The organism is Halomonas caseinilytica (genome assembly GCF_001662305.1).
GTDB lineage: Bacteria > Pseudomonadota > Gammaproteobacteria > Pseudomonadales > Halomonadaceae > Halomonas > Halomonas caseinilytica.
Genome location: NZ_BDEP01000020.1, coordinates 1 through 26,302, shown reverse-complemented (window position 1 = coordinate 26,302; position 26,302 = coordinate 1). Strand labels below are relative to the sequence as shown.

Below are 26,302 nucleotides of genomic sequence, written 5' to 3'. Positions count from 1 at the left end.
GTAGGCTACGGGCGACCAACAACGAGGTACTGGCCCGGTACCCGACATGTAGCTGGAGACATTCATGCGTCACTTTCCGCGGTTTCTCGCGGCGCTCGCCGCCCTCTGGCTGGGCGCCGCTTCCCTGACGGCGTCGGCCGACACGCGCATCACCTACAAGTCTGCCTCCGCCGGCACGGCCTACTATCAGATGGGTGTGGAACTGTCCGAGGCCATCAAGGCCGGCACCGATGGTGCCATGACCCTGACCCTGGAGGAGAGCCAGGGATCGGTCCAGAATGTCATGGAGGTGATGGCTCGCCAGGGCAACTATGTGTTCACCACGCCGCCGCCGCTGGCGGCCAAGGCGGTGGCCGGTGAGGGGCCCTTTGCCGAGCGTCGGCATCCGCGCTTCCAGGAGATCCGTGGGCTCTTCCCGATCCCCTCGCTGACCATGCACTTGGTGGTGGCCGGGGAGCAGGACACCCTGCGTTTGGAGGAGCTGGCGGGCAAGCACTTGCTGATTGGTCAGGGTTCCTTCGGGGCCCGTGAGGCTGCGCGCTATCTCGAGCTGTTCGGTCTCACCGATGAGGTCGAGGTCGACGATGCCGATGTGGGCAGTGCGCCGGACGCGCTCAAGAACGGCCAGATCGACGCCTTCGCCACGGCCGGTTCCTTCCCCGCGCCCAATGTGATCGAGACCGCAGCCAGCATGCCGGTGGGACTGGTGTCGATGACCGAAGAACAGATCGCCGAGACCGGCGCGACGCCGCAGGAGATTCCGGCCGGCACCTACGCGGGCATCGACGAACCGGTGATGACGACATCGCTGCCGGTGGCCGCCTACACGACCACCGGCATGGACGACGACACCGCCTATACCCTGACGAAGACGTTCTGGGAACGACGCGAGGCCATGGCCGAGAGCTCGCCCTGGTGGCGCAGCGTGTCGCCCTCGATGCTCGCCAACATGCGGGGTGAGTTGCATCCCGGTGCACGGCGTTACTATGAGGAAGCCGGTATCGAGGTTCCCTGAGCGTGGTGCTTGCTCGAGCCCGGTTCATGCAGCGTTTCTGGGAACGCTGCATGAATGCCGGCGCGGCCCCGTGCACTTCGCGTTCCATCCTGCTCATTGATCCCTTGTCGTGAACGCCTCATGTCTTCCACCTCTTCATCTCATGCCGCCGAGGCGGCAGCGTCCGGTATTCCCGGTGTCCGTCTTCCCTGGGTCGGGCTGGGCGTGCTCTCGGTTGTCTTCCACCTCGGCCTGATCTTCTATGGGCTGACTCCGGCGCTGGTGAGTCGTCCGCTGCACATGGCGTTGATCCTGCCCTGGGTGCTGGTGTTCGCCGCGCGCACGCCCTGGCAGCGCTGGAGCGGTTGGGCGCTGACCCTGCTCGGCGTGGCGGCCTGTGTCTGGATAGCCGTCAACGAGCAGGCCCTGTCCGGGCAGTACGGTTTCATCGATACGCCGTTGCAGATGGTTATCGGGGGCTTTCTGATTGTACTGGCCCTGGAGGCTGCGCGTCGGGCCATCGGCTGGCCATTGCCGCTGGTGGCGGCGGTGGCCCTGCTCTATGCCTTCTTCGGCCAGTACGTGCCAGGGGAGTTCGGGCATCCGGGGCTACCGGCGGCTAGCCTGGTTGGTTCGCTGACCATTGCCGAGGGGGGCCTCTGGGGCAAGCTGACCGGCGTCAGCGTCGGGGTGGTGGCGATCTTCGTGATCTTCGGGGCGGTCCTCAATGCCGGCGAGGCCGGCAAGGGCTTCATGAACCTGGCGGGCCTGGTTGCCGGCCGCTTGACGGGTGGCGGAGCCAAGGTCTCGGTGGTGTCCTCGGCATTGATGGGGTCCATCTCGGGGTCGGCGTCGGCCAATGTGGCCTCCACCGGGGCGATCACCATCCCATCCATGACGCGCCTGGGCTATCCGCGGGCGCTGGCTGCCGCCGTCGAGGCGGTGGCGTCCTCGGGTGGGCAGATCATGCCGCCGTTGATGGGGGCCGGCGCCTTCGTGATGGTGGAACTCACCGGCACGCCCTATACCGACATCATGGCTGCCGCCATGCTGCCGGCGCTGCTCTATTTCGCCACGGTGTGGATGGGCATCAACGCCTATGCCACGCGCCATGACCTTCGCCCGGTGGCGGACGAGGACCGGCCTGCCTTGCGCGAGGTGTGGATGACGGGGCTGTTCTTCGCCGTGCCTTTTGCGGTGCTGCTCGAGCGGATCTTCCATGCCGGCAACACGCCCCAGTATGCCGCCAGCCTGGCGATCTTCGTCGGGGCGGCGCTGCTGTGGCTGGATTCACGCCTGGTGCCGTCATGGCGTGGCCTGTTCACGCGACTGGCCGAGGCCATGGTGCTCGCCGGGCGCCAGGTGGCGACCATCGGTGCGATCATCATCTGTGCGTCGCTGGTCATCGGAGTGCTGGCGATGACCGGGCTCGGCGTCAAGGTCACCTCGGCAATCCTCTCGCTGTCCGGAGGCGCCCTGTGGCCGGCGCTGCTGCTCACTGCCCTGGCATGCCTGGTGCTGGGCATGGAGGTGCCCACCACCGCCGCCTATGTGATCTGCGTGTCGGTGGCCGGGCCGGCATTGACCGAGTTGGGATTGCCGCCCTTGCTCGCCCACCTGTTCGTGTTCTGGTATGCCCTGCTCTCGACCATTACGCCACCGGTCTGTGGCGGGGTCTTCATCGCTGCCGGCATGGCCGGCGAAAGCTGGATCAAGGTCGCCCTGCGCGCGATGTCGCTGGGGGTCGGGCTGTACCTGATTCCGCTGGCGATGGTCGCAAGGCCCGACATCATTCACCTGGCGGATACGCCCTGGCGAGCGCTGGCCGAGACCGGCCTGGTCGGGGTGGGGCTGCTGGCGATCTCCTATGGGCTGATCGCGCGACGTTCGCCCGTCTGGCGCCTCGTGCTGGTGGTTGCCGGCCTGGCGGTCATCTTCCTGGGCTAGGCGCTTGGCAGGCGTTTCGAAAACGCTCGGTGATCGGGGCCTCGGGCCATAGCATGGGGCCTCGGTCGAGCGGGCGGTGGCCGAACAGCACCCAGGTGTCCAGGGCGGCGCCCAGCGACCTGATCAGGCGCAGTCTGTCGGCATGGCGCTCGACCATTTCCTCGGCCATGAGGCCGGCATCCACCTCGCCGTCGAGCACCGCCTCGGCCACGGCCACGATGGTCGGCATCTCGCGCTGTTCCGGCCAGTCGGCAAGATCGGTGTAGTGCCGAGTCGCAGGCTGTAATGCCAGCGAACACGGGCGGGGGCGATCCCGGCGCGCGACGATGGCCAGCGGTCGACTGGCGGCGATGAAGCTGTCGACCGGAAAGGCGCGGTGCATGTAGCGGCCCACGCAGTCGGCGTGAGCAGGGTGGGCCGTGACCTGCAGCACATAGTCGAGCCGCCGGGCCACCAGGGACTCGAAGGCCGAGGGGAAGGCGTCGACCAGCGTGATCGATGCGCGCTCCAGGCCGCGCTCCGCGAGGTAGCGACGCAGGATCAAGGCGTGGTTGCTGTCGTCGGGGCCGAGGGTGGCGAATCGCATCATGGAACTCTTGCTATCGGTGTCGTGGTGCCGTCTTGATGACTACCAGTATAACTCGCCGTGGTCGATCCCCGACTCCAGAGGATCATCAGTGCGGATGGCTGGGTCAGCCGGCCTGTCATGTCGTCGGGGCAGGATCATGTCCGTTTCGGCAACGTTGGCGTCGCAATGGGAACGCTGTGTTCGGTCGAGGCGTTCCACGCTGCATGGAAAGCTCGGGCTCAGGATGACGGCGCCACCGGGTGGCGCCTCGCAAGGGGGCGAGATGACCGATTACATGCCGTGGCGCAACGAGGAGCCCTTGGCTCAGGAGTCCCTGTCGCTAGAGGTGCCGCCCGGTCCGACCTGGCCACCTCCCGGCTCGCCGGATATTACCATCGCCCGGGCGGTGACGCCGCGTCCCATCACCGAGGTGGCGGCGCGGCTTGGCATCGAACCCTCCCAGCTTCTGCCTTTCGGTCACGACAAGGCCAAGTTGCCTCTCGCCTTCACCGATGAACTGGCCGATCGTTCACCGGGCAAGCTGGTACTGGTCACCGCCATTACTCCGACGCCCGCCGGGGAAGGCAAGACCACCACCACTGTGGGGCTCGGCGATGGCCTGAGCCGGCTCGGCCATCGCGCCGCCATCTGTCTGCGCGAGCCCTCGCTGGGCCCCTGTTTCGGCATGAAGGGCGGCGCTGCCGGCGGCGGCCGCTCGCAGGTGATTCCCATGGAGGACATCAACCTGCACTTCACCGGCGACTTCCACGCCATCACCACCGCTCATAACCTGCTGGCCGCGCTGATCGACAATCACCTTCACTGGGACAACGCGCTGAACCTCGATCCCGAGCACATCACTTGGAAGCGGACGATGGACATGAACGACCGGGCGCTGCGCCATCTGACCGTCGGCCTCGGCGGCCAGGGCGTGCCGCGCAGCGACGGCTTCGACATTACCGCCGCCTCCGAGATCATGGCGATCCTCTGCCTGGCCCGGGATCTGGCCGATCTGCAGCGACGCCTCGGCAAGATCGTGGTAGCGCGGACCCGCGACGGGGAGCCGGTCATGGCTCGGGATCTCAAGGCTGAAGGCGCCATGGCAGCGCTGCTCAAGCAGGCGCTGGCCCCCAACCTGGTACAGACCCTCGAACATACACCGGCCTTCGTTCACGGAGGCCCTTTCGCCAACATTGCGCATGGCTGCAATTCGGTGATGGCCACCCGTTCGGCGCTGGCCCTGGCCGACGTGGTGGTCACCGAGGCCGGGTTCGGCGCTGATCTGGGCGCCGAGAAGTTCTTCAACATCAAGTGTCGCCAGGCCGGCCTGAGGCCCGATGCGGTGGTGGTCGTCGCCACCCTGCGCGCTCTCAAGATGCACGGCGGCGTGACCCGGGAGGCGCTGGGCCAGCCCGACCCTGAGGCGGTGCGCCGTGGCGCGGCCAACCTGGCACGTCATGTCGAGAACCTGCGTGGTTTCGGCGTACCGTTGATGGTGGCGGTCAATCAGTTCGATCAGGATTCGGCCGAGGAACACGCCGTGCTGCGCGAGGCCTGCGATCAGCTGGGCGTGGAGATGGCGGTGAGCAGTCACTGGCGGGACGGCTCTGCCGGCAGCGAGGCGCTGGCCGAGCGAGTGGCAGCCCTCCTCGATGCCCCGGCCCCTGAGCCGACGCTGACCTATGCCGACGACGCCGGCCTGGTGGACAAGGTGAGGGCCATCGCGACCCGGCTCTACGGTGCCGCGGATATTCATCTGGAGGAACGGGCGCAGCGTCAGCTCGAAGAGTACGAGGCGTTGGGATACGGCCACTTGCCGGTGTGCATCGCCAAGACTCAGTACAGCTTCACCGCCGACCCCGGGGCGCAAGGCATGGTGGTGGGGCACGTGCTGCCGATCCGCGAGGTCGAGCTGGCCGCCGGGGCTGGCTTCGTGGTGGTGGTGTGCGGGGCGATGATGCGCATGCCGGGCATGCCACGCCACCCGGCGAGCGTCGACATGCGATTGGACGAGGACGGCGAGATCGAGGGACTTTCCTGACGCCGTCCGTTCCGATGCCGTATCAGAGCTGACGTCGCCAGCGGCTTTCGATGGTGTCCAGTTGCGCGGGGCCATAACGCGCGCTGGTGTGGCCACCATAGTGGGCCCATAGCTGGTCGCCGAGATCGAAATGCCACCATTCGCTGGGCAGGTTGGTGAAGCCCTCGGCATGCATGGCGTGATAGAGCAGGCGCCGGTTGTCCCGGGCCTGGCGCCTGGCGCCGTCGCGCCCTGGATCGTCTTCCAGTGCATCGGCATGCGACGCCGGAACGGCCTCGTCGAACAGCGTGCCCATGTCCAGCGGCAGGCCGTCGGTATCGCACAGGGTTACGTCCACGGCGCCACCGGTCAGGTGCGGGCTGGGCGCTGTCGGCTCGGTGCTGGGCTGGGCGACGAATTCGCGAGTACGCCCCAGCAACTCCTGCTCGTCGAGCTCGGGATGATTGGCCTGGATCGTGGCCTGCAGGGTCTCGAACAGGTACTGCTGGACCCGCCAGGGTCGCCATCCGTCCAGCACCAGCAGGCTCAACCCTTCGGGCAGGGTGCGAGCCACCGCGAGAAGACGGCGGTAGACCCCTTCGCGGACATAGCATTCGTTGACGGCGCCGGGGATGCCCATGCGCGCGTAGGCCGGAAAGACCTTGACCGGCGGCGGCGCCAGGCTCATGGGCACCAGGGGTTCGTCGCTGCCGTCGATCGACACTTGGCTGACTGCTGCCCAGTCGGGCTCGGCGCGATGGGGAATCGGCGTGTCGGCGTGGGGGATGTCGGGATCGGATCGGGTCATCGGGTCATCCAAGAGTCGTCGGGAGCCACAGGGTGAGTGAAGGGAACAGGATCAGGGCCGCCAGCACCAGCAAGGCGGTGACCACGAAGGGCCAGATGGTGCGGAACAGGGCGGTGATCTCCAGTCGGCTGACCGCCGCTGCCACGAACACGCAGGCTCCCATGGGCGGCGTGATCAGGGCGATGGTGATGTTGAGGGTGATGATGATGCCCAGATGCACGGGATCGATGCCCGCCATCATCGCCACCGGTGCGAAGATGGGGGTGAGCAGCATCAGGGCGGAAACCTCTTCCATGAACATGCCGGTGATGAAGGTGATGGCGCTGAGCAGCACCAGGATCACCACTGGCTGCTCGATGTAGGGCGTCAGCAGTTCGACGAACTGGCTAGGAACCTGGGCGTAGGAAAGCAACCAGCTGACCGTGGCCGAAGCGGCCATGATGATGAAGATGGCGGCGGTCAGGCGTGTGGTGTCGACGATGGCACGCCAGAAGTCGCGAGGGCCAAGGTTGCCCATTGCCAGGCCGTAGAGCGCCACGTAGAGCGCGGTCAGCGCACCGGACTCGGTGGGCGTGACCAGGCCCATGACAATGCCGGCGACGATGATGAAAGGCGCGATCAGGGCCGGCAGGGCGCCCAGGGCGGCGCGTCCCAGTTCGGCACTGCCGGGCCAGCCGCCGCGCTTCTCGAGCCCGCGTCGTCGGGCATACCAGGCGTTCATGGCCATGAAGGCGGCGCCCAGCAACAGGCCGGGAATCACGCCGGCCAGGAAAAGGTCGCCGACCGACGTATTGGTCAGCGAGGCGTAGAGAATCATGAAGATGCTGGGAGGAATGATCGGTCCGATCAGCGAGCTGCCAGCCGTGAGGCCGGCGGCGAAGGCAGTGGAATACCCTTCCTTGCGCATCGGAGGCACCAGCAGCGAGCCCAGGGCCGAGGTGTCGGCTACCGCCGAGCCGTTGACGCCGGCGAAGAACACGCTGGAGACCACGTTGACGTGGCCCATGCCGCCGCGCAGGTGGCCGACCAAGAGTCGGGCCAGCCCCATCAGACGGTCGGTGAGGCGGCTGGCGTTCATCAGGTTGCCGGCGAGAATGAACAGCGGAATGGCCATCAACGAAATGGCGTTGATACCGCCGAAGAACTGCTGGGGCATCATGCGCGGGATCATCGCCGGGTCGACGAACAGGAAGCCGACCACGGCGGTGGCCAGCAGCGCGATGAACAGGGGCAGGCCGAGCAGCACGTGCGTCAGGAAGACCGCGAACATGGTCAAGGTCATCATGAGGACGATTCCTCCAGCGTCGGCAGTGGCGCCGGCCCATGCCACAGGGCCTGCCAGGCGAGCAGGGCGAAACCGGTCGGCAGGGCCATCACCGGGATGGTACGGCTGATGCCGAGCCCCTGGCTGGTGAACATCGATACCGACTGCGCGTAGCGATAGCTGAAGATCGCGCCGGCTACGGCCAGTGTCAGGGTCAACAGCCATTGATAGAGGTTGAGCAGGCGACACAGAGGGCGCGGCAGTAGACGCTCGATGAGCGCCACGCGCATGTGGCCGCCTTCGACCCAGACCGCACCGGCTGCCAGCATGACGCCGCCGATGATCAGATAACGGGCCAGTTCATCGGTCCAGATCGGAGCGCCGCCGGCCAGGTAGCGCATGGCGACGCCATACAGCATGGCCAGCAGGTCGATGAACAGCAGGGTGCCGGCCAGCGTCAGGGCGGCCCGCCGGGTCAGGTCCGGCAGTCGGGAGAGGTGAGAGCGCATGGTGGATTCCGTGAAGCAGGCCCGAGCGATGCACGCCCGGGCCGGGGTGAGGGGTTATTCGCCTTGCGGCTCCAGGCCAGCGTCCTCTAGGGCCATGTCGATGTAGCGAGGCGCGATGTCCTGCTGCTCGAGCCAGTCGAGGTAGGCCGGTTGCCCCTGCTCGCGGAAGGCGGCCAGTTGTTCCTCGTCGGGGCGAATGATCTCCATGCCTTGTTCTTCCAGGTAGGCGATGCGCTCATCCACCCTGGCCTCGTTGTGGTCACGGGCCATCTGATTCGCCTCGGCCACGGCTTCCTGGAAGGCGCTGCGCATTTCCTTGTCCCAGCCATCGATCATGGTGGCGTTGCCGACCAGGAACTGGTCCGAATACTGGATGTTGGCCAGGGTCAGGTAATCCTGCACTTCATAGAGGCTGCCGAGGATGATGTACATCGGCGGGTTCATCTGACCGTCGGCCACGCCGGTCTTCAAGGCCATGTAGACCTCGGTCCAGGGAATTGGCGTGCCGGATGCCCCGAAGGCCTCGTAGAGCGCTACCTGGCTCGGGTCCATGGCGCGGAAGCGCAGGCCCTCGAAGTCATCCGGCGAGGCGATGGGACGCTTGTCGTTGGTGAAGGCCAGAAAGCCGCCTTCCTCGACCACCGCCAGGAGCTCCAGGCCGGCCCGCTCGCGCAGGTCGTTCTCCACCGCCTGCCAGTATTCGCCTTCATCGAAGAACTGGCGAGCGTCGTCGAAGTCGTCGAACAGGAAGGGAATGGCGCTGGCGTAGATTTCGGGCACGACCGGCGACATGCCGGCGAAGGAGGCGATGTTGAGTCCGGGCGAGCTCATGACCTGTTCCATGCGCTCCTGTTCTTCGCCGAGCATGCTGTTCGGGTAGAGCTTGATCTCGATCTCGCCATCGGTCTTCTCCTCGACCCGCTTCTTGAGGTCGGTGGCGAAGACATGGACCGCGTTCTTCTCGGGGTCCGGGGCGCCGTTGTAGCCGAGATTGACGGTGGTGGCGGCCTGGGCGCCACCGCTCAGGGCAGCGGTGCCTAACAGGCAGGCAGCGATGAGCGATGTGAGGCGAAAGGACGTGGGGCGGAAGACAGCCATGGGATTCTCCAGCGGGGTTGTTGTTGGGATGGCGCGTGTCGGTGAACGACCGGCATGGAATGAGACTAGGCGTTGTCTCGTTGACTATTCAAACCCATGAGTGTTGCTTTTATGGCAACGCTGTTGCCGTAGCCTGGGGGCGTCGTCCTGGAAGAAGCGCATGCCGTGTCTCAAGTGGTTCAGGCAGGCGCGACCGGCCACGGTCAACTCGCGATCAGTGCGGCTGACGATCTGTGCCCGGGCATCGTTCAGTACCCGATGGGCCAGCGGCAACACGGCGATGTCGCCCTGCTGGATCTCCTCGGCCACGGTCAACTCCGGCATGAAGGTCACGCCGATGCCCGAGCGCACGAAGTTCTTCAGCACCGCCACCGAGTTGGTGTGCAGCCGGGCGTGCAGGTGAAGGCGCTCCTGGTGAGCCACGGCGTTGACCATCTGGCGCATGCCGAAAGGATTGTCCATCAGGGCCAGGGGCCAGTCGGCGAACTCGTGCAACGAGACCGGTGTGGTGCGATCGGCCAGCGGGTGCCCCGTCGGCACGATCAGGTCCAGAGGTTGGCGGGTCTCCACATGGCAATGCAGCTGGGGATCGATGGGCGGCGCATAGAGGAGGGCGAGATCCACCTCGCGGGCCTTGACCAGTGCCATGGCCTCGTTGACGCCGGCCATTTCCACGGCGATGTCGATGCCCGGGTAGGCGGTCATGAAGGTCTGCAATGGCGCGTCGATCAAGTCGGCGATGAAGCCCTCGCCCACCGCGATGCGTACCTGGCCGCTGACCAGTTGCTGCAGGGCTCGCAGCTGGGAGATCACGGCGTCCTCGGCGCTGCGCTGGGCGTGATGATGATCGACCAGCAGGCGTCCCGCCTCGGTGGGCTTGACGCCGCCGGCATGCCGTTCGAGCAGGGCGACGTCGAGCGTCTCCTCGAGCAGCTTGATCCGCCGGCTGATGGCCGAGACATCCACATGCAGATGCGTGGCCGCACCGCGCAGAGAGCCGCGGCGAATCACTTCGCTGAGATAGGCCAGGGCACGCTGGTTGAGCATGGGAACTCCAGTCACCTGGTGGATGGTGGCGCCACCCGCTACGCTCAAGGCGAGCACTATGGGTCAGGGAGGCGGGTATGGAGCCATTGTATCGCGTGTTACCGGAGGCGACTTGGGAAGCGGCATGTCGTTCCGGCATGGTGTCGCGTTGTGGCAATGACCACCGGGCCGACGGCGTGCACCTGAATGTCGCCGCGGCCGTGGCCTATACGGCACGCCGTTATTTCGCCAAGGACGAGCGGCCGTTGATACTCGAAGTGGACCCGAGCGGCTTCGCCGAGCATATCGAGTGGCGCGAGCCGACCGACGAGGAACCCTGGCCGAGGCCACTGGCGCGTATCGAGGCCCTGCCGACCGAGGCGGTGGTGACGGTCCGTCGCGTCGAGGCGGAGTGGCTGGAACGCTGACGCATCAAGGGTGCCCTGCCCTGTCGGCCCGGCCGGCAGATGGCAAGCGGCCGGTCGAGGCAAACTGCCCTGGCGTGGTTCCGAACTGCCGCCGGAACAGGGCGATGAAGGCGCTGGTATTGTCGTAGCCCAGTTCCAGCGCCACTCGTGTTACCGAGTCTCCTGCCGCCAGCAGCTCCATCGCGCGCAGCAGCCGCACTCGCTGGCGCCACTCGGTCAGGGTGAAGCCCGTCTCCTTGACGAAGCGTCGCGACAGCGTGCGCGGGGCGATACCGGCCCAGGCGGCCCATTCCTCGAGACGTCGGGAATCGTCGGGACATTCCGACAAGGCGCTTGCCACCTTCCGCACGCGTGGATCCGTGGGCATCGACAGCCCCAGCGCATCGTGAGGCGCCGTGCCGATTTCATCCAGGAGCACGTCGGCCAGTCTCTGCTGCGCCGCCGTCAGCACGTTATCCGAGACCTGTGCCAAGCGTGCCACTACCTCACGGAGCAGGCCCGAGACGGGGAGAATGCAGGGCCGGTCCGGCAGGGCGGTGCAGGACGCAGGCGTCACGTAGGCGCTCCATCCGGCGAAGGGCCCATGTGATCTCAGACCGTGCATGATAGCGGGCGGTACCCAGACGGCGTGAGTGGCCGGCACGACCCATTGCCCCCGATCGGTCTCGACCGACACCAGACCGTTCGAGGCGCCGAGCAATTGGCCGCGCGCGTGGCGGTGGCGCTGCGTCACCCGCAGCGTGTCCGAGCGCAGCATGACGGCGATGACCGAGGGACCATCGGGGGAGGCCGCCAGGTCGGGAGGAATCAGCGGAGTCGGCATGAGTTGGCACCAAAGCGCTATATGTTGGCTTATATAACGCAACAAGGCCGCCTGGGTTCAAGTACGGTGATCTCTCCACAACAGGAGGAACGACCATGCGAGCCGAAGACATTCTCCCCGACGATACGCATCAGATCGAGAAGAGCGGCACCGTCATCCGCAAGGGCAGCGTCGCGGCCTTCCTGGCCAATGCCAAGTGCTGGAGCGATCCGACGACGTCTCCCGATGAGCGCGCGACAGCGGAACGCGACATTCTGGCGGCGCTTCCCGCACTGCGAGCCCTCGGGCTGTTCGAGGTGCTGGCCGTTCGCGACCCTGCCCTGCAGAGACGCCTCGACGCCGGCTGAGCCCACTGCACGCGGCCAGGATCGCATGATGGGGGTGTGAGCCGTGCGCCACTGACGCGAGGCGGGCGACCGGTGCACTCGTCGCCTCACCTCGACGTGGAAACCGTGATGCTCGGCATCACCCCCAGATGGCGGCGCCCACCAGCGTCAACGTGAGAATCATCAGGGAGACCATGGCCTCGCCGAGCGTGTAGGTCTTGAATCCGCCTCGCACGCTGAAGCCGGCGAGCTGTGTCGTGATCCAGAAGCCGCTGTCGTTGACGTGACCGATGCTGATGCCGCCCGACAGGGCTGCCAGGGCGATCCAGATCGGGTCGACCACACCGGTGGAAGCCGCTCCGGCCATGATCGTCATGGCGGTGATGCCGGCGACAGTGCCCGAGCCCTGGGCGATACGGAAGATCGCTGCCAGGCCATAGGTGAGCAGGATCATGCCGAGCCCCGACTGGGTCTCGCGGAAGACGCTGTCGACCAGCGTCTGGCCGATCTGGGTGGCCTCGATCACGCTGCCCAGCGAACCGCCGGCACCGGTGACTAGCAGGACCATGCCGGCGGTCTGCAGGCCTGTGGCGGCGGCGGTGTCGCGCTCATCACGGTTCATGCTGCGCGAGGCCACCGCATAGGCGGCCAGGGCGCCGGCCATCAGGGCGACGATGCGGTCGCTGATGAAGGCCACGAAGGCGGGCAGCGTGTCGCCGGCCAGCAGACCCAGTTGCTGGCAATAATCATAGAGGGTGCCGCTCAGGATCAGCAGGATCGGCAGCGCGATCGGCAGCAGGGCCTGCCAGAGCGGAATCCGATCGAAATCGACCGGTGCCGTCGTCTCGCCTCCGCCGACCGTGGCGACGTTCAGCTCGTCCGTGCGGGCGTTCCAGATGCCTCGGTCGAGGATCAAAAAGTAGAGCTTCATCACCACCAGCGCGGTGATCAGGCCGACGCCCAGGCCGGCGAAGGTCATGACGCCGATATCGAAGTCGAGGATGGTGGCCGCCGCCAGCGGATTGGGGGTCGGTGGCACGATGGTGTGCGAGGTGGCGGCCCCGATGACCAGGGCACCGACGGCATAGGGCAGGGGTTTGCCGAGAGTCTTGGCCAGCGCCACGCCCAGTGGCACCAGGATCACGAAGGTCACGTCGAAGAAGACCGGGATCGAGAGCAGGAAACCGGTCAGCCCCAGGGCATAGAGCCCCGCACCGCGCGGAGCGCTCTTCACCAGAGTGTGGGCGATCTTGTGGGCGGCCCCGGAGTCGCTCATCAATTGGCCGATGATGACGCCAAAGCCGATGGGCAGGCCGATGCCGGCCATAATGTCGCCGAAACCGCCGCTGATGGCATCCACGGTGTCGGTCATGCCGAGCCCCATGGCGAGGCCGAGGTAGAGGCTGCCGATGATCAGGCTGATGGCAGGGTTCAGCTTGGCGTAGAGGATCAGGAGCAGAATGAGCGATATGGCAATCGCGAGATGCAGAATTTCCATGGCGTGAACTCTCGAAGAGGTTGTTGTCGGTACGAGTCTGCCCATGGCGACCGGGTGAGCCCGGTCGTCATGTCGTGGTGGAAAACGTGAGTGAGTAGGGCTCGGGCCGGCATGAGGGCGGCCCCGAGGCGAGCTATCGGGGCCGAGCCAGGCGCGCCGGGCAGTAGTTCATCGGCTGCGATGCTCGTGTCGGTTTGCTGGAGGCTGGCGCCCCATCCAGAGAGGCGTGACGGCAAACCAGACGAGCGTGACAAACAGCAGCGCCCATTTCATCGCGACCTCGCCTAAGGCATCGAACAGGTACAGGCTCGGCAGCAGTACCGTCAGGACGAGCATCGAGATCGAGAGGGTCTGGAGAATCGTGCGCATGGCGAGTCACTCCCTCGTTGCGGTGGTGGCCGAGCCGTTCGGGGCGGCCGTCGTGGTCATGGCGACATGAGTTGCCTGTCGCCGCTGAGCCAGGAAGCTCAGGCCGATGAACAGGGTCGCGGCGATGAACCAGCCGGACAGGGCCACGAAGAAGATCTCGATGTCGGCGAAGCGCACCAGCACCAGGCAGATCGCCAGGGTGATCAGCCAGGTGCCCAGGGCCGGCATGGTCAGTCGATGCCCGGCGTGCTCGGCGTAGAAGCGCTGCATGCCGAGCCGCGGGAGAACCCAGTAGTCGATGACGATCACCGCGCCGATCGGCATCAGCAGCAGGCCGTACAGGGCGACGAACCCCAGCAGCTGCATCGCCACGCCGGGGAACATCGCCACGAAGGTGGTCAGCAGTCCCGTGCCGATCGTGACATGGAAGCGCGAGACCCGCGGGATGACGGCCTGGAAGGCGAGTCCGGCGCGGTAGATGGTCGGGTTGGCGGTGGTCCAGCCGGCGATGATCACGCAGATCAGCCCCGCCACGCCCAGTGCCTGATCGGCCAGGGGGCCAGGGAGCGGATCCGGTATCCGACCGGCTTCGGCGGCGGCGATCACGGCGGCCTCGCTGCCCAGGCCGGCATCGTACATCTGGAAGGCGAACAGCATGGAGGCTGCCAGCCAGGCCATGAAGTGACCGACATACATCCCCGCCGCCGAGGCGATGCTGTACCAGCTCTTGCGCGCAAAGCGCAGTACCGACAGATCGGACATGCCGATGTGCATGGCCATATTGGCAAACCAGGCGAAGAAGATGACGTGCCAGATGGTGAAGTCCGGCTGTCCGGGCACGTGCACGCCGGTCCAGATCGCCGTCTCGGCCAGTTGCCACAGGTCGCCGGTGGAGGCGACGCTCGTCCCTGTGGCATCGATGAACCACTTCAGCGAGACGATACCGAAGCCGAGGAAGATCAAGACCATCCAGGGAGCGGCGATGTTGGCGAACCAGGACACGAAGCGGTAGCCGTAGGCCGCCACGAGGGTGATCATGAGGCCGACGCCCAGCACGCTGAGTACCCAGCCGATGCTGTTCGGTGTCATGTCCGCCAGGGTGGGCAACGGAAAGCCGAACCAGACGCCCACGGCGGTGGCGGAGACGGTGATCATGGCGCCGGCGAGAAAGCAGAACGCCAGGCCATTGGCCAGGTTGTAGAGGATGACGGTGTAGCGTCCGGCAATCTTCTCCAGATGATAGTAGAGCGTCAGCCGTGCCCGGGTCCCGATGGGAGCCGTGAGGAAAAGCCAGCTCAATACCGCCAGGGCATTGCCGACCAGCAGGCCGACCACCACGTCGAAGGCCGACACGCCCGCCAGGACGAACAGAGGGCCGATCATCAGCTCGGTGCCGGCGGTGTGTTCGCCGGCATACATGCCAAGAAAGTTCTTGAATCCCAGTCGCGCCTCGTCGGGGACAGGCTGGCGCTCGTACTCGCTGCGCGGGGCCGAGGTGGCTTGTGTCTCATGGGATGTCGTGCCCATGGCGAGTCCCTCCTGTTGTTGTTGGGGTGTCGGGGCTCAGGTTTCGAGATAGACCACGTGGCTATGGGTATATTCGTAGAGACCGTGCTTGCCATCGGCGCCCCCGATGCCCGACTTGCGGGTGCCGGCATGGAAGCCCTGCATCGCCTCGAAGTTTTCGCGGTTGATGTAGGTCTCGCCGTAGTCGATCTCGCGACAGGCGTGCATGGCGCGGGCGAGGTCGCGGGTATAGACCGAGGAGGTCAGGCCGTAATCGGAGTCGTTGGCGAACTGGATTGCCTCATCGAGGTCGTCGACGATCTGGATCGGCAGTACCGGGCCGAAGATTTCCCGTCGCATGATTTCCATGTCGCTGCGGCAGCCGGCGAGCACCGTGGGCTGGTAGTGGAAGCCCTGGCCGAGGTCGGCGACTTGCCCGCCGGTGATCGTCTCGGCGCCGTTCCGACAGGCGCGTTCGACCATGGCGGCCACCTTGTTCAGCCCTTGCTGGTTGATCAGTGGTCCCATCTCGACATCCGGTTGTGCTAGGGGATCACCGTAGGTGGTCTCGGCCATGGCGCGAGCGAGCTTGTCGGTGAACGCGTCGGCCACGCCGCGTTGCACGTAGATGCGCTCGGCACAGTTGCACACCTGGCCGGTATTGATGATTCGGGAGGCGCGAATCGATCGCACGGCCAGGTCGATGTCGGCGTCGTCGAGGACGATGGCCGGCGCCTTGCCGCCCAGTTCCAGGTTGAGCTTGGTGATGTTGTCGGCGGCGCCGCGCATGATGCGCGAGCCGGTCTCGACGCTGCCGGTGAAGCTGATCATGTCGACCCGCGAACTCGCCGTCAGGGCGTTGCCGGTACTGGCGCCGCTGCCGCTGACCACGTTGAACACGCCCTCGGGAAGGCCGATCCGGTCGAGCAGGCGCGTGAAGGCGAAGCAGTTGTTGGGCGTCTCCTCGCTGGGCTTGATCACCACGGTGTTGCCGGTGACCAGTGCCGGGGCCATCTTGCGAGCGATCAGAAAGAAGGGGAAGTTCCACGGCAGGATGCCGGCGACCACGCCCAGCGGCTTGCGGAACAGGAAGATGTTCTCGCCGGGGCGGTCGCTCTCGATGATCTCGCCTTCGATGCGTCGTGCCCAGCCGGCCATGTAGTCAAGGTAATCCGCGGTGAAGTTGACCTCCACTTCGGCCAGGCCGGAGACCTTGCCCTGTTCTTCGGTGATGATCCGCGCCAGTGACTTGGCCTCGCGGCGTATTTCGTCGGCAAGGCGCTGCAGGTAGGCGGCGCGCTCCACGGCGGGTAGGCGTGACCAAGGTTTCTGGGCGGCGCGGGCGGCGTCCAGGGCGCGTTCGACGTCGTCCGCTGAGGATTCCGGCGCCCGCGAGAGCAACTGCCCGTTGGCTGGGTTGCGTACCTCGAGGTGCTCGCGGGCGGGGACGAAGGCTCCGTTGATGTAGTTCTGGTGGGTCTGGATATCGCTGGCCATGAATCGACTCCTCTCGTTGTGGTGTTATGCCGTTGTCGCGTGTGTCGTTGGCGTTGCGGTTCAGTACGTGTCGGAAGGTGTCGCCCGGGAAGCGCCGGGCTTGTAGCGTTCCATGGTCTGCAGGGCGGCCTGGCGCAGCAGGCTGATGTCGATGCCCACGGCGATGAAGTCGAAGCCCCACTCGGCATAGCGCCGAGCGTCCGGCTCGGCGGGCGCGAGGATGCCGGTGGCCTTGCCGGCTGCCTGGGCGGCATCGAAGGCGCGGCGGATCATCGCCTGCACGTCGGGATGGCCGGGGTTGCCGATATGGCCGACTCCGGTGGAGAGGTCGGCGGGGCCGATGAAGACGGCATCGACGCCTTCCACGGCGGCAATGGCCTCGACATTGTCGATACCCTGCGGTGACTCGACCTGGACGATCAGGCACAGCTCCTGGTGGGCGGTCTCGATGTAGTCGGGTACGGCATCCCAGCGCGTCGCGCGAGTCAGGCCGCCGCCCACGCCGCGGATGCCCTGCGGCGGGAAGCGCGTGGCACGCACCAGGGCTTCGGCCTGTTCGGCGGTATCCACCATCGGCACCATCAGGGTCTGGGCGCCGATGTCGAGCAGGCGCTTGATCAGGGATGGGTCGTGATTGACGGCGCGTACCACCGGGGCGCTGTCATAGGGCGCCATGGCCTGGAGCTGGCCGAGTACGGCCGGCACGGGGTTGGGTGCGTGCTCGCCATCGATCAGCAGCCAATCGAAGCCGGTGGTGGCGAGGATCTCGGCGGCGTAGGCGGTGCCGAAACCGGCCCAGCAGCCATAGCGTGTCTGGCCGTTGAGGGCGTGCTTGAAGGGATTGCGCGGAAGTTGCATGCCGGACTCCTACTGCAGGTTGACGAACATGCCGCCGTCGACCAGCAGCGAGGCGCCGGTGACATAGGCCGCCATGTCGGAGGCGAGGAAGGCGATCGGGCCGGCCATGTCTTCCGGACGCCCAAGGCGGCCCAGCGGTGTGCGGCCGATCATGTAGTCGCGCTTGTCCTGATCGGCCAGGTCGTCCTTGTTGATGTCGGTCTCGATGGTGCCTGGCAGCAGGGCGTTGCAGCGGATGCCGTAGGGGCCGAGGGCGACGGCGCAGGATTGCATCAGCGAGAGCAGCCCGGCCTTGGTCGGCGTGTAGTGGGTCTGCATGGCGCCGCCGACCAGGGCACTGATTGAGCTCACCGCGATGATCGCGCCGCCGTAGCCTTGTTCCTTCATGCGGTTGGCGGCGGCCTGCACGGCGAAGTAGGCGCCGTTGAGGTTGGTGTTGACGGTTTCCAGGTAGGTTTCCCGAGGCATGTCCAGAAAGCTGTGGAACGGGCAGATGCCGGCGTTGTTGACGAAAACGTCGACACTGCCGAAGTGCTCGACGGCGGCGTCGACCAGCTTGTCGCCGGTATCCGGATCGCCGGCGGGGGCGCCCACCGAGGTGGCAGCGCGTCCGAGCGAGCGGATCTCGCCGATCAGCTCGTCGACCAGGGGGCGGCTGCTGTCGCTGCCGCTGTAACCGATGACCAGATTGGCGCCCTGACGGGCGCACTCGAGGGCAGCGGCGCGGCCGATGCCGCGCGAGGCGCCGGTGATGATGACGGTCTTGTCGTTGAGAAGCATGAGGGACTCCAGGGGTCGGGGATTCGTCGATGTCATGCGTGGGGCGCGAGGCGATACAGGCGTCGGGCGTTGTCGACGAAGAGCGCCCGTCGTTCGTCGGGCGAGGCATCGGCGACGATCTCGGCATAGGCATGCCAGGTGTCGGTGTAGCGGGCGTAGAGCCCATCCACCGGGAAGTTGGAGGCAAACAGGCTGCGCTCCACGCCGAAGGCATCGATTGCCTCGAGAATCAGGGGCCGGATGCTGCCGACCGTCCAGTGATGGTCGAGCATGCCGAAACCACTCAGCTTGATGGCGACGTTGTCCCGTGCGGCCAGCTTGCGCAGGCCATCGCGCCAGACGCGCCATCCCTCGACACCCTGGCGATCGACATACATGCCCGCATGATTGAGCAGAAACTGGGTATCGGGATGTTCCGCCGCCAGGGCCGCGGCCTGTGTCATCTGGGAGGGATAGATCTGCAGGTCGAACGAGAGGTCGTGGCGTGCCAGCAGGCGAAAGTTGTCGCGCCAGGCCGGCTCGCTCATGTAATGCCGCCCCACGTAGTCGAACAGCGGGTCCTCGTGCACGTTGAGGATCTGGCGTACGCCGCGCACCTTCTCGCTGTGCTCGAGTTGCGCCTCGAGCGTTCGCGTGGCCTCAGGGGACGAGAGATCGGCGCCGACGACCAGCGCCGAAGGCAACGGTGGTTGGCCATCGTCGTCGAGCGTTGCCAGCCACTGCGTCTCCTGGACCGGGTCGACGGCATCGGCCTCGATGTGCACGGCGCCGAGCAGCTCGATATCGCCACGTTGGCGCCGCAGCTCGGCCGGGCCTACATCGTGGGCCATGGGGCTGTAGTCGCCGAGCAGGTTGGGAGACGGTTGCTCGAGCCAGGGTTGGTTGCCCTGATCGAGTTGCCAGAAATGCACATGGGCATCGATCACTTGCATGGTCGTCATTCCTCGGGAAGCAGCGTGAACACTTCATCCAGCGCCACGCTCTGCGGCGAGGCATCTGGCTCGGTGTCCATGATATCGGCCATGGCATGCCACCAGCGCTGCATCACCGGCAGTGACGGCAGGTCGTCGACACGATGATCGTCGGCCAGCGTCATGATGGCGAAGAGGTGGCGCGATTCGGGGTCGAGGAAGATGCGATATTCCTCGATGCCCGCTTCGTGCAGTGCCGTGACCAGCTCCGGCCAGATGGCGTCGTGACGTCGCCGATACTCGGCCTCCTGGCCGGGGTGCAGCGTCATGCGAAGGGCGCGGATCGGCATGTCGTTCCTCTCTTGGTCGATGCTCGTCGAACTCAGTGCTCGTAGGGACGTGCCAGCTGGCTCTCGGGATTCAGGCGTACGCCGAAACCGGGGGCATCGAGCCGGGAGGCACGCATGCGACCGTTTTCCGGTACCGGCTCGTCGAGCAGCAGCGGGTTGAACATCGGCACCACTTCATCGGCCTCGGGAGCCATCATCAGGAACTCGGCGAACGGGCTGTTGTGGCGCGTGACGACGAAGTGGTAGCTGTAGACCGAGGAGCCGTGCGGCACCACCAGCTTGTTGTGGGCATCGGCCAGCGCCGAGATCTTGATCAGCTCGGTGATGCCCCCGCACCAGCCGACGTCGGGTTGGATGACATCGCAGCACTCCATCTCCATCAGCATGCGAAAGCCCCATCGGGTCGCCTCGTGTTCGCCGGTGTTGACCAGCATGCCGGTCGGGACGTTGCGCTTGAGTTCGGCGTAGCCCCAGTAGTCGTCGGGCGGCAGAGCCTCTTCGATCCACTTGAGGTCGAACTCGCGGGCTCCCTGGGCGAGGCGCGTGGCGTAGTTGACGTCGAGGCTCATCCAGCAGTCGAACATCAGCCAGAAATCGTTGCCGACGCGCTCTCGCATGTCGGCGAGCTGGGCGAGGTTCTTCTCGAGCCCGGCATCGCCTTCGGCCGGCCCGTGCTTGAGCGGCATCTTGCCGCCGATGAACCCCATCTGCTTGGCCAGGTCGGGGCGTGCACCGGTCGCGTAGAAGGTCAGCTCGTCACGTACCGGGCCGCCGAGCATGGCGTGGACCGGCTCCTGGCGGATCTTGCCCAGCAGGTCCCAGAGCGCGAGGTCGACGCCGGAGATGGTGTTGAGCACCACGCCCTTGCGACCGTAGAAGAGGGTGGCATTGAACATCTGGTCCCAGATGCGCTCGATGTCGGTGACGCGCTGGCCCTCGACGAAGCGTGCCAGGTGCTTCTCGACGATGAAGGCGCCGATCTCGCCGGCGGTGGTCACCGCGAATCCGGTGGTGCCGTCGCTTGACTCGACCTCGACGACCAGGGTACCGAGCACGTTCAGCCCGAAGCTCTTGCGCGTCATGCGGTACTCGGGGTACTTGCTCATCGGGGTCGATATCTGGCCATCGATCCAGTGGCCGTCGCCCTGGTCGTGGTAATCGGCGCCGCCGCCGCGCACCGTATAGGCGCGGATGTGCTTGATGGTGGGCATCGGCATGATGCTGTCCTTCCAATGAATGACAAATGAAAAGGTGTGGGGGAAATAGATACGCGCGATAGCGACGCCTGACCAATGCAGAGGCGGTCCCTTGTGATACCTTTTCATTATCAGTTGTCGTCGAAGCGAGGCTTCATGGGCTCTTCGGGGAGTCCCTGAAATTGGAGGGGTAGAGCTGAATTAGACCAATGTCGAATGGGTCGTGACGAAATAGCTTCCCGTTATCGTGGGCCTGAATGACAGGAATAAAGAGAGGTGTCATGTCGGAGTCGATGCGTCACGCAGCGCTGCTCAACCGGCTGCGTTACAAGCACTTGTTGCTGATTGCCTTGCTCGACGAGCACCGCAACCTGCATCAGGTGGCAAGGGTCCTGAACATGTCGCAACCGGCGGCGACGCGCATGCTGCGTGAAATCGAGGCGACCTTCGAATGCCGGCTCTTCGAACGCACCACGCGCGGTGTACAGCCGACGCGCCTGGGCGAGGTGCTGATCGAATTCGCCCATGGTGCCCTGAACCGCTTGAACCGCTGCGCCGAGTCACTGCATCGGCATCAACTGGGCGACCAGGGACAATTGGTATTGGGAGCCATCATGGGAGCGGCGCCCGATCTGGTGGCGGAGGCGGTGATCGAGATGAAGCGTCAACGTCCGCTGCTGCAGGTGCGACTGCTGGGCGAGACCAGTGACCAGCTCGTGGAACTGCTGGCCCAGAACAAGATCGATATCGCCATCGCTCGCTATGTGACTGCGCTTCAGCATAACCAGTTCGACTTCGAGTCGCTGGGCAACGAGACGATGCTGGCCGTGGTGCGTCACGACCATCCTCTGGCCGATGAGGCAACACTGTCGCTGGCAACATTGCTGGAAGCCTGGCCCTGGATACTGCAGCCGCTGGAGAGCCCGGCGCGACAGGTTCTGGAGAAGGAGTTCGAGCTGGCGGGCCTGATGTCGCCGCGCGACATCATCGAGTGCGGCTCGATCTTCGCAGCCTTGCAGCTGGTCAAGCGCAGCGACGGCGTGCTGGTGATGCCCGAGTCGGTGTTGCGCGACTATCTCGCCATCGGGTTGATCAAGGCGCTGCCGATCTCGGTCGGCAAGACGCTCTCCCCGTTCGGCATCCTGACGCGCAAGAACGAGGCACTCAGCGAGCCCGTTCGCCACCTGTGCACCATCCTGCGCAGCATCGCCGGGCATTGAGTGGTGGGGAGTGTGTCCAGCACGCGATTCCCGGCGAGAGCGATGACGCGTCATTGGCGGTCAGCGCCACATACGAAAAAAGCCACCCGTGAGAGGTGGCCTTCTTCTGGTAATGGTGGTGCAGGCGTCCAAGGAAAAATCATCATAATCTTCTGATGTTGCTGTTTATTCCTAGCTTTAGATGCATGTTATGCCCCCAAATATGCTCCCTAGAAGGCGCTTCTACTCTCTTCTATGGCTCCAAAGCCATGGGGCAATAATTACTACCCTTCGCTATTTTAGAGAGTGATATTTCCGGATCGGTCTAGCTTTTGAGAAAAGAGCTTCTGCGATAGGCGGTTGGAGTCATCGAAAAGTTTTTAATAAATGCTCTTCGCATTCTTTGAGTGGATGAGAATCCGCTTTTGAATGCAATTGTCTTCAAGGGAAGGCTTGTCTTCTCAATTAATTCTAGTGATTTTGCTAGCCTAACAGACTCAAGGTACATGGCTGGCGTTATGCCAGTTTCGCTACAAAAAATTCTATTTAAGTGCCTTGTGCTAATGGAAAATTGGCTGGCAATCTTTTCTGTATTTAATTTCTCGTCGAATCTTTTTTCTATCCATCTCTGAATGTCTTTAACCTTTTTTGTCTCTGCAAAGCTTAAAGGGAGAGAAAGGTTGTGAGATATGTCTTTTTCGATGCTTATGTAATTTTGAAGCTTGTTCTTAATTATTGTGGATAGCTCATCTCCATAGTCCATTGTCACAATTTCTAAAGCAATCTCAATTCCAGATCTGAGGTCGCGATAAGTCAGTTTTTTGTCTTTTAAGAGTTGTGTTGATCTGTCTTTAAGATTTGATTGTGAGTTGGGTTGGTTGTCTATAAAGTATAGTTGGTTTGTTTTCATGATGTTGTGCGGACTTTTTCTGTTGCCATGAATTTTGTTGTCTGTGAGCAATAAAGCTATTCGCTCAGCTTTAGGAAATGCTGTTGTTATAAGGCTGGCGGGGTCTGTAAATATGCTTGAGATTTCACGGTGATTTTTATGTCCCGCTACAATTAAGGTGTCTCCCCCTTCTTTTAAATTTTTTATACTTTTTGCTGGCACGCAGATTACTGAATCAGAAGGGACAACTCCTTCTTCAAAAGAGCTAACCCGAAACCTGTATGCATCTATGGTTCCATTGATGCGCATATGTGTATTTGCGGCACTAAGCACAGACAAGAAGCCTGCTACCTCAAGTGAGTTAAAGCCAGGTGTTACCAAGAGGTCGATTTCATTTGTCTTGGTCGAAATCATACTAGAAGTATCCAAAGTTTTTAACCCTTATTGTCCCCTTCTTTATGATCCTAAATGCATTAGTCATAGCTCTCATAGAAGGCTTTGGTGCTGATGTCCTGATTTGATTCCAATATGTCCGGTTTTGAGACAAATGAAAGCTCGACGACTTTTTTGCTTTGTTACGCTATAAAAGCAAAGACAAGATGGGCGTAGAAAGAGCTTTTCTCATCGCGTCTTTAAGGTGTGCTTAGGGAAGTGGTAGGAGTGGGAGTGAACACTTTTCCACTGTCTTTAACCGAAAGCTTTTTGGAGATGTAGTCGTGATCAGTATTGAAGACTTGGACCCGAAAAACCCAGGACGTCAAGCCGATTGGCTTAATAAAGTTCATGAGTTTGATAGCGGCATCAACGGGCAAGACTACCAGTCAGATTATGATAATGTTATGCAGTTTTCCAGGCTCTACGAGAAGGCTGGTGAGATCAACAGTGATAACCGAGCTGCTCAAATTCAAGGAGAAATAGAGAATATAGCCGCAAATCTGGCTAACCGAGCTAATAACTGGAACTATAATAGCGAAGAAGAGCAATCCAATATTCAAGAGATGCTGGAGCAAATTGCTAGCGGTGAAACTGTTCATTGTTTCGCAGCCGGTACGTTAATTGCCACCCCGGAAGGTGAGGTTGCCGTTGAGAAACTGCAGATCGGCGATAACATCCTGACGGCTAGCGGCGAAGCCGTTTCTGTCAAGTGGCTTGGACGCCATACGGTTAGCAATGCGTCGGCTGCCTCGAACCGCCAGCCAGTATGTATCCGTGCCGGTGCGTTGGGTTATGGCAAGCCTCACCAAGACCTGGTGGTTACTGCTGGCCATGGCCTGGTGGTGGACGACTTGGTGATTAACGCCTCTGCGTTGGTTAATGGCAACACCATCGACTATATGCCGTGGAGTGAGCTTGACGAGCTGACTACCTATTACCACATTGAGACGGACAATCATGAGGTGATTATAGCTAACGGTATCGAAGCTGAGACCTATATTGACTATGTAGATCGCCAAGCATTCGATAAACTATGCCGAGTACGTGGCACTGTATGGCGTTGAAACACGGGTCGTAGAAATGCCTTGCCACCGTATCTCGGCGCGCCGTATGGTTCCTCTGGCCTTGCGTCATCGCCTAGGTATTAATACGTCTCTCCTTGAGGTTAAAACTGCCTAGTATTGTCCTTTGGAGATTTAGTAGTGACGGTTCCTTAGGTGTTTATTTCCCCGGTAAAGTGTCGCCTCAGATAGTTATAGTTCGATCTGGGGCGTCACTGTATTGCGGTGTCTGCCCACTACTATTCCTTATGAGGAAACTCCGTGAGTATGGCTTCGTGCTTGAACATGTTGTTCAGGACATCAGAATTCACTTCGTTCAGTTGTTACGGTGCCTCCTATCATGGTTAAAGTTCAGGATTTGGCTGAACGGCCTGGCAGGCGGTATGTTAGTGACAAGAGGGAAAGCTCTTCCAAAGTATTTGAAACGGACTTCGGGTTGACGCTGTAATCCGAAGCGTGCCGGAGCGATCAGCTATCTCTCACCAGGAAGCATGTATGAAAGATGTCGAGTTATATGAACCTCTTGCAGCCCGTATCAAGAGGCTGAGGGAAGGCGCTGGTCTCACTCAGGACGAGCTGGCTAAGAAGATCAATGTTCCTGAAATTGCCATCTCTTATTGGGAATCCTCTGTGGTCAGTCCTATTGAGTATCACAATCTTATGGGACTCGCTAGGGAGTTCAATGTTACGGTATCCGAGCTGCTTGATGAGCATCAGAAGTATATTGGTGAGATGCACAAGCGGCAGTAAAAGAGTTGTCTGGAAGAAGATAATGATAAAGATAATACCACTGAATTGGTCTAGGATGAGTTTTCTTAGTCTGGCTGCTATGTGGACATCGTTGTCTGATAAACTACGCTAAGAACGCTCATGAAATGCTATTGCTTTCTTTTTTAGTCGCCATGGACAGAGCGTCATGGGAGGAGAGGTATGTTGGAAAAGATATTCCTGGCCATATCAATAAGGTATAGAAGTGTGCATCCCCCGGGATTCGTAGACACCGGTAGATCAGGGTATTTGCTCTAGGCCAGCACGCGGTAGAGAGATAGCTCTCCGACCAAAGTGATACTTTGGCTGGTTGGGCTGAAGCGTCCGCAAAGTGCGAATAGCCCGGCAAGCAGGAGCGCCAGTGCTACCAAGGCGCTGGAAAAATTTCCCAAGATGTCTTTGGCCAAGCCGGCTGCCAAGGGGGAGAGCGCGGCGATAAAATAGCCGATATGAAGTTTCCCCGGTTTGGTGGACATCCGACCCTTTGAGAAAGAGGAGTCCACCATGCCCAAGTCTCGAGCCCCTTATCCTGCTGAATTCCGGAGGTAGATCGTCAAGTTGGTCCGAGCCGGTCGAACCCCGGAAGAACTGGCCAAGGAGTTCGAACCCACCGCTCAGACCATCCATAACTGGGTGAAACAGGCCGACCGTGATGCGGGATGTCGCCGCGATGGGCCGATCAGGTAGAGCTGCGGCGACTTCGTCGTGAGGTCAAGCAGCTCTGCGAAGAGCGCGAGATTTTGGCAAAGGCCGCGGGCTGGTGCGCTCGGGAGACCGACAACATACCGCCGAGCTCTTCAGGTTCGTCGAAGTGAGCCGGGACCGACATGGGGTGGTCACCACCATCATGTGCCGTGTGCTGGGTGTCTCTACCAGTGGCTACTATGCGTGGCAGCACCCGTCAGCCTTCCGACCGTGAGGCCTCGAACAACGCGCTGATGGCGCGCATCAAGACGATCCATGCGTGGTCAGACGGTACATCAGTCGATCCCAGTCATCGGGGCAGCCGCCGCTCTCGGGCTTCAGGTGCACCTGGCGTTTCTCGCGGCGGCTTGCTGCAGCAATCTCGATCTGAACGCGCTGGCCGAGGAGTTCGTATGAGGAGGGCGATGCTTCTTCGCCATGGTGATGTCCTCCTGATAATACTGTTCATATATGGGTCATCATCTAATGT

Annotated in this window: 26 protein-coding genes; 8 read left to right on the top strand and 18 right to left on the bottom strand. The window is 62.8% G+C overall.

Translation table 11 applies throughout. The annotated features are described in order from the left end of the window. Positions 1-64 precede the first annotated feature (64 nt). Positions 65-1,015, top strand: coding sequence for a TAXI family TRAP transporter solute-binding subunit (locus A9O65_RS14280; RefSeq protein ID WP_064700594.1), 951 nt, complete (start codon positions 65-67; stop codon positions 1,013-1,015). 120 nt (positions 1,016-1,135) lie between these two features. Then, positions 1,136-2,941 (top strand): TRAP transporter permease, encoded by a 1,806-nt coding sequence (locus tag A9O65_RS14275; protein ID WP_064700593.1) that lies wholly within the window; start codon positions 1,136-1,138, stop codon positions 2,939-2,941. Here the strand turns inward: A9O65_RS14275 and A9O65_RS14270 are convergent. Further along, on the bottom strand, positions 2,925-3,530 hold the full coding sequence (locus tag A9O65_RS14270; protein WP_175473475.1) for a hypothetical protein: 606 nt from the start codon (positions 3,528-3,530) through the stop codon (positions 2,925-2,927). The two genes, A9O65_RS14275 and A9O65_RS14270, sit on opposite strands and share 17 nt — an antisense overlap. Positions 3,531-3,792: 262 nt before the next feature. Here A9O65_RS14270 and A9O65_RS14265 point away from each other — a divergent pair, with 262 nt between their 5' ends. After that, positions 3,793-5,550 (top strand): formate--tetrahydrofolate ligase, encoded by a 1,758-nt coding sequence (locus A9O65_RS14265; protein ID WP_064702443.1) that lies wholly within the window; start codon positions 3,793-3,795, stop codon positions 5,548-5,550. A 22-nt stretch (positions 5,551-5,572) separates the two neighbouring features. On the opposite strand, the gene A9O65_RS14260 is transcribed toward A9O65_RS14265, so the two are convergent. From A9O65_RS14260 to A9O65_RS14240, 5 genes are all read right to left on the bottom strand, one after another. Next, entirely contained in the window at positions 5,573-6,337 is a 765-nt protein-coding gene (locus tag A9O65_RS14260) for a M15 family metallopeptidase (RefSeq protein WP_175473474.1), read from the bottom strand. 4 nt (positions 6,338-6,341) lie between these two features. Continuing rightward, positions 6,342-7,619: a TRAP transporter large permease gene (locus A9O65_RS14255; protein WP_064702444.1), complete on the bottom strand. Its 1,278-nt coding sequence runs from the start codon at positions 7,617-7,619 to the stop codon at positions 6,342-6,344. Next, a complete protein-coding gene (locus A9O65_RS14250; protein ID WP_064700591.1) occupies positions 7,619-8,110 on the bottom strand; it encodes a TRAP transporter small permease in 492 nt (163 codons plus the stop codon). The genes A9O65_RS14255 and A9O65_RS14250 overlap by 1 nt, the downstream gene beginning before the upstream one ends. 54 nt (positions 8,111-8,164) lie before the next feature. Then, positions 8,165-9,208, bottom strand: coding sequence for a TRAP transporter substrate-binding protein (locus A9O65_RS14245; protein ID WP_064700590.1), 1,044 nt, complete (start codon positions 9,206-9,208; stop codon positions 8,165-8,167). An 84-nt stretch (positions 9,209-9,292) separates the two neighbouring features. Continuing rightward, a complete protein-coding gene (locus A9O65_RS14240) occupies positions 9,293-10,255 on the bottom strand; it encodes a LysR family transcriptional regulator (RefSeq protein ID WP_064700589.1) in 963 nt (320 codons plus the stop codon). A 77-nt stretch (positions 10,256-10,332) separates the two neighbouring features. On the opposite strand from A9O65_RS14240, the gene A9O65_RS14235 reads away from it, so the two are divergent. Continuing rightward, positions 10,333-10,662 (top strand): DUF952 domain-containing protein, encoded by a 330-nt coding sequence (locus tag A9O65_RS14235; RefSeq protein WP_064700588.1) that lies wholly within the window; start codon positions 10,333-10,335, stop codon positions 10,660-10,662. A gap of 4 nt (positions 10,663-10,666) precedes the next feature. On the opposite strand, the gene A9O65_RS14230 is transcribed toward A9O65_RS14235, so the two are convergent. After that, positions 10,667-11,485 carry an AraC family transcriptional regulator gene (locus A9O65_RS14230; RefSeq protein ID WP_064702433.1) on the bottom strand — a complete coding sequence of 273 codons (819 nt, stop codon included), beginning with the start codon at positions 11,483-11,485 and terminating at the stop codon, positions 10,667-10,669. Positions 11,486-11,580: 95 nt separating this feature from the next. Between A9O65_RS14230 and A9O65_RS14225 the strand changes: the two genes are divergently transcribed. Continuing rightward, positions 11,581-11,832, top strand: coding sequence for a hypothetical protein (locus A9O65_RS14225; RefSeq protein ID WP_064700586.1), 252 nt, complete (start codon positions 11,581-11,583; stop codon positions 11,830-11,832). Positions 11,833-11,950: 118 nt separating this feature from the next. On the opposite strand, the gene A9O65_RS14220 is transcribed toward A9O65_RS14225, so the two are convergent. The 9 genes from A9O65_RS14220 to rhmD all read right to left on the bottom strand — a co-directional run bounded on the left by A9O65_RS14220 (position 11,951) and on the right by rhmD (position 20,797). After that, positions 11,951-13,309, bottom strand: a complete 1,359-nt coding sequence (locus tag A9O65_RS14220; RefSeq protein WP_064702432.1) for a GntP family permease — start codon at positions 13,307-13,309, stop codon at positions 11,951-11,953. Positions 13,310-13,477: 168 nt separating this feature from the next. Then, positions 13,478-13,678, bottom strand: coding sequence for a hypothetical protein (locus A9O65_RS14215; RefSeq protein ID WP_064700584.1), 201 nt, complete (start codon positions 13,676-13,678; stop codon positions 13,478-13,480). A 6-nt stretch (positions 13,679-13,684) separates the two neighbouring features. Next, positions 13,685-15,205 carry a purine-cytosine permease family protein gene (locus A9O65_RS14210; RefSeq protein ID WP_064702431.1) on the bottom strand — a complete coding sequence of 507 codons (1,521 nt, stop codon included), beginning with the start codon at positions 15,203-15,205 and terminating at the stop codon, positions 13,685-13,687. A gap of 36 nt (positions 15,206-15,241) precedes the next feature. Then, positions 15,242-16,681, bottom strand: coding sequence for an aldehyde dehydrogenase (gene aldA, locus A9O65_RS14205; protein ID WP_064702430.1), 1,440 nt, complete (start codon positions 16,679-16,681; stop codon positions 15,242-15,244). 60 nt (positions 16,682-16,741) lie between these two features. Then, positions 16,742-17,539, bottom strand: coding sequence for an HpcH/HpaI aldolase family protein (locus A9O65_RS14200; protein WP_064700581.1), 798 nt, complete (start codon positions 17,537-17,539; stop codon positions 16,742-16,744). A gap of 9 nt (positions 17,540-17,548) precedes the next feature. Continuing rightward, on the bottom strand, positions 17,549-18,319 hold the full coding sequence (gene lra1 / locus A9O65_RS14195) for an L-rhamnose 1-dehydrogenase Lra1 (RefSeq protein WP_064700580.1): 771 nt from the start codon (positions 18,317-18,319) through the stop codon (positions 17,549-17,551). 32 nt (positions 18,320-18,351) lie between these two features. Then, entirely contained in the window at positions 18,352-19,251 is a 900-nt protein-coding gene (locus A9O65_RS14190; protein ID WP_064702429.1) for an amidohydrolase family protein, read from the bottom strand. 5 nt (positions 19,252-19,256) lie between these two features. Beyond that, on the bottom strand, positions 19,257-19,580 hold the full coding sequence (gene rhaM, locus A9O65_RS14185; RefSeq protein WP_064702428.1) for an L-rhamnose mutarotase: 324 nt from the start codon (positions 19,578-19,580) through the stop codon (positions 19,257-19,259). A 32-nt stretch (positions 19,581-19,612) separates the two neighbouring features. Continuing rightward, positions 19,613-20,797, bottom strand: coding sequence for an L-rhamnonate dehydratase (rhmD, locus tag A9O65_RS14180; protein ID WP_064702427.1), 1,185 nt, complete (start codon positions 20,795-20,797; stop codon positions 19,613-19,615). A 260-nt stretch (positions 20,798-21,057) separates the two neighbouring features. Between rhmD and A9O65_RS14175 the strand changes: the two genes are divergently transcribed. Further along, complete coding sequence (locus A9O65_RS14175; RefSeq protein WP_064700576.1) at positions 21,058-21,996, top strand: LysR family transcriptional regulator; 939 nt, start codon at positions 21,058-21,060, stop codon at positions 21,994-21,996. A gap of 304 nt (positions 21,997-22,300) precedes the next feature. Here the strand turns inward: A9O65_RS14175 and A9O65_RS17035 are convergent, their stop codons facing one another. Beyond that, on the bottom strand, positions 22,301-23,278 hold the full coding sequence (locus A9O65_RS17035; protein ID WP_082920182.1) for a helix-turn-helix domain-containing protein: 978 nt from the start codon (positions 23,276-23,278) through the stop codon (positions 22,301-22,303). Between the two features lie 302 nt (positions 23,279-23,580). Between A9O65_RS17035 and A9O65_RS14170 the strand changes: the two genes are divergently transcribed. Both A9O65_RS14170 and A9O65_RS14165 read left to right on the top strand, forming a co-directional pair. Beyond that, positions 23,581-24,363, top strand: coding sequence for a Hint domain-containing protein (locus tag A9O65_RS14170; protein WP_064702426.1), 783 nt, complete (start codon positions 23,581-23,583; stop codon positions 24,361-24,363). A 492-nt stretch (positions 24,364-24,855) separates the two neighbouring features. Next, complete coding sequence (locus A9O65_RS14165; RefSeq protein WP_064702425.1) at positions 24,856-25,110, top strand: helix-turn-helix domain-containing protein; 255 nt, start codon at positions 24,856-24,858, stop codon at positions 25,108-25,110. A gap of 272 nt (positions 25,111-25,382) precedes the next feature. Here the strand turns inward: A9O65_RS14165 and A9O65_RS14160 are convergent, their stop codons facing one another. Continuing rightward, the gene (locus A9O65_RS14160; protein ID WP_064702424.1) at positions 25,383-25,634 is read right to left on the bottom strand and encodes a hypothetical protein; all 252 of its coding nucleotides are present in this window, start codon (positions 25,632-25,634) and stop codon (positions 25,383-25,385) included. Positions 25,635-26,302 lie beyond the last annotated feature (668 nt).

What these genes read in the sequence shown, in the direction of transcription:
- A9O65_RS14280 (WP_064700594.1), top strand. Translation starts at nt 65, where the DNA reads ATGCGTCACTTTCCGCGGTTTCTCGCGGCGCTCGCCGCCCTCTGGCTG.
- A9O65_RS14275 (WP_064700593.1), top strand. Translation starts at nt 1,136, where the DNA reads ATGTCTTCCACCTCTTCATCTCATGCCGCCGAGGCGGCAGCGTCCGGT.
- A9O65_RS14270 (WP_175473475.1), bottom strand. Translation starts at nt 3,530, where the DNA reads ATGATGCGATTCGCCACCCTCGGCCCCGACGACAGCAACCACGCCTTG.
- A9O65_RS14265 (WP_064702443.1), top strand. Translation starts at nt 3,793, where the DNA reads ATGACCGATTACATGCCGTGGCGCAACGAGGAGCCCTTGGCTCAGGAG.
- A9O65_RS14260 (WP_175473474.1), bottom strand. Translation starts at nt 6,337, where the DNA reads ATGACCCGATCCGATCCCGACATCCCCCACGCCGACACGCCGATTCCC.
- A9O65_RS14255 (WP_064702444.1), bottom strand. Translation starts at nt 7,619, where the DNA reads ATGACCTTGACCATGTTCGCGGTCTTCCTGACGCACGTGCTGCTCGGC.
- A9O65_RS14250 (WP_064700591.1), bottom strand. Translation starts at nt 8,110, where the DNA reads ATGCGCTCTCACCTCTCCCGACTGCCGGACCTGACCCGGCGGGCCGCC.
- A9O65_RS14245 (WP_064700590.1), bottom strand. Translation starts at nt 9,208, where the DNA reads ATGGCTGTCTTCCGCCCCACGTCCTTTCGCCTCACATCGCTCATCGCT.
- A9O65_RS14240 (WP_064700589.1), bottom strand. Translation starts at nt 10,255, where the DNA reads ATGCTCAACCAGCGTGCCCTGGCCTATCTCAGCGAAGTGATTCGCCGC.
- A9O65_RS14235 (WP_064700588.1), top strand. Translation starts at nt 10,333, where the DNA reads ATGGAGCCATTGTATCGCGTGTTACCGGAGGCGACTTGGGAAGCGGCA.
- A9O65_RS14230 (WP_064702433.1), bottom strand. Translation starts at nt 11,485, where the DNA reads ATGCCGACTCCGCTGATTCCTCCCGACCTGGCGGCCTCCCCCGATGGT.
- A9O65_RS14225 (WP_064700586.1), top strand. Translation starts at nt 11,581, where the DNA reads ATGCGAGCCGAAGACATTCTCCCCGACGATACGCATCAGATCGAGAAG.
- A9O65_RS14220 (WP_064702432.1), bottom strand. Translation starts at nt 13,309, where the DNA reads ATGGAAATTCTGCATCTCGCGATTGCCATATCGCTCATTCTGCTCCTG.
- A9O65_RS14215 (WP_064700584.1), bottom strand. Translation starts at nt 13,678, where the DNA reads ATGCGCACGATTCTCCAGACCCTCTCGATCTCGATGCTCGTCCTGACG.
- A9O65_RS14210 (WP_064702431.1), bottom strand. Translation starts at nt 15,205, where the DNA reads ATGGGCACGACATCCCATGAGACACAAGCCACCTCGGCCCCGCGCAGC.
- aldA (WP_064702430.1), bottom strand. Translation starts at nt 16,681, where the DNA reads ATGGCCAGCGATATCCAGACCCACCAGAACTACATCAACGGAGCCTTC.
- A9O65_RS14200 (WP_064700581.1), bottom strand. Translation starts at nt 17,539, where the DNA reads ATGCAACTTCCGCGCAATCCCTTCAAGCACGCCCTCAACGGCCAGACA.
- lra1 (WP_064700580.1), bottom strand. Translation starts at nt 18,319, where the DNA reads ATGCTTCTCAACGACAAGACCGTCATCATCACCGGCGCCTCGCGCGGC.
- A9O65_RS14190 (WP_064702429.1), bottom strand. Translation starts at nt 19,251, where the DNA reads ATGCAAGTGATCGATGCCCATGTGCATTTCTGGCAACTCGATCAGGGC.
- rhaM (WP_064702428.1), bottom strand. Translation starts at nt 19,580, where the DNA reads ATGCCGATCCGCGCCCTTCGCATGACGCTGCACCCCGGCCAGGAGGCC.
- rhmD (WP_064702427.1), bottom strand. Translation starts at nt 20,797, where the DNA reads ATGCCGATGCCCACCATCAAGCACATCCGCGCCTATACGGTGCGCGGC.
- A9O65_RS14175 (WP_064700576.1), top strand. Translation starts at nt 21,058, where the DNA reads ATGTCGGAGTCGATGCGTCACGCAGCGCTGCTCAACCGGCTGCGTTAC.
- A9O65_RS17035 (WP_082920182.1), bottom strand. Translation starts at nt 23,278, where the DNA reads ATGATTTCGACCAAGACAAATGAAATCGACCTCTTGGTAACACCTGGC.
- A9O65_RS14165 (WP_064702425.1), top strand. Translation starts at nt 24,856, where the DNA reads ATGAAAGATGTCGAGTTATATGAACCTCTTGCAGCCCGTATCAAGAGG.
- A9O65_RS14160 (WP_064702424.1), bottom strand. Translation starts at nt 25,634, where the DNA reads ATGGTGGACTCCTCTTTCTCAAAGGGTCGGATGTCCACCAAACCGGGG.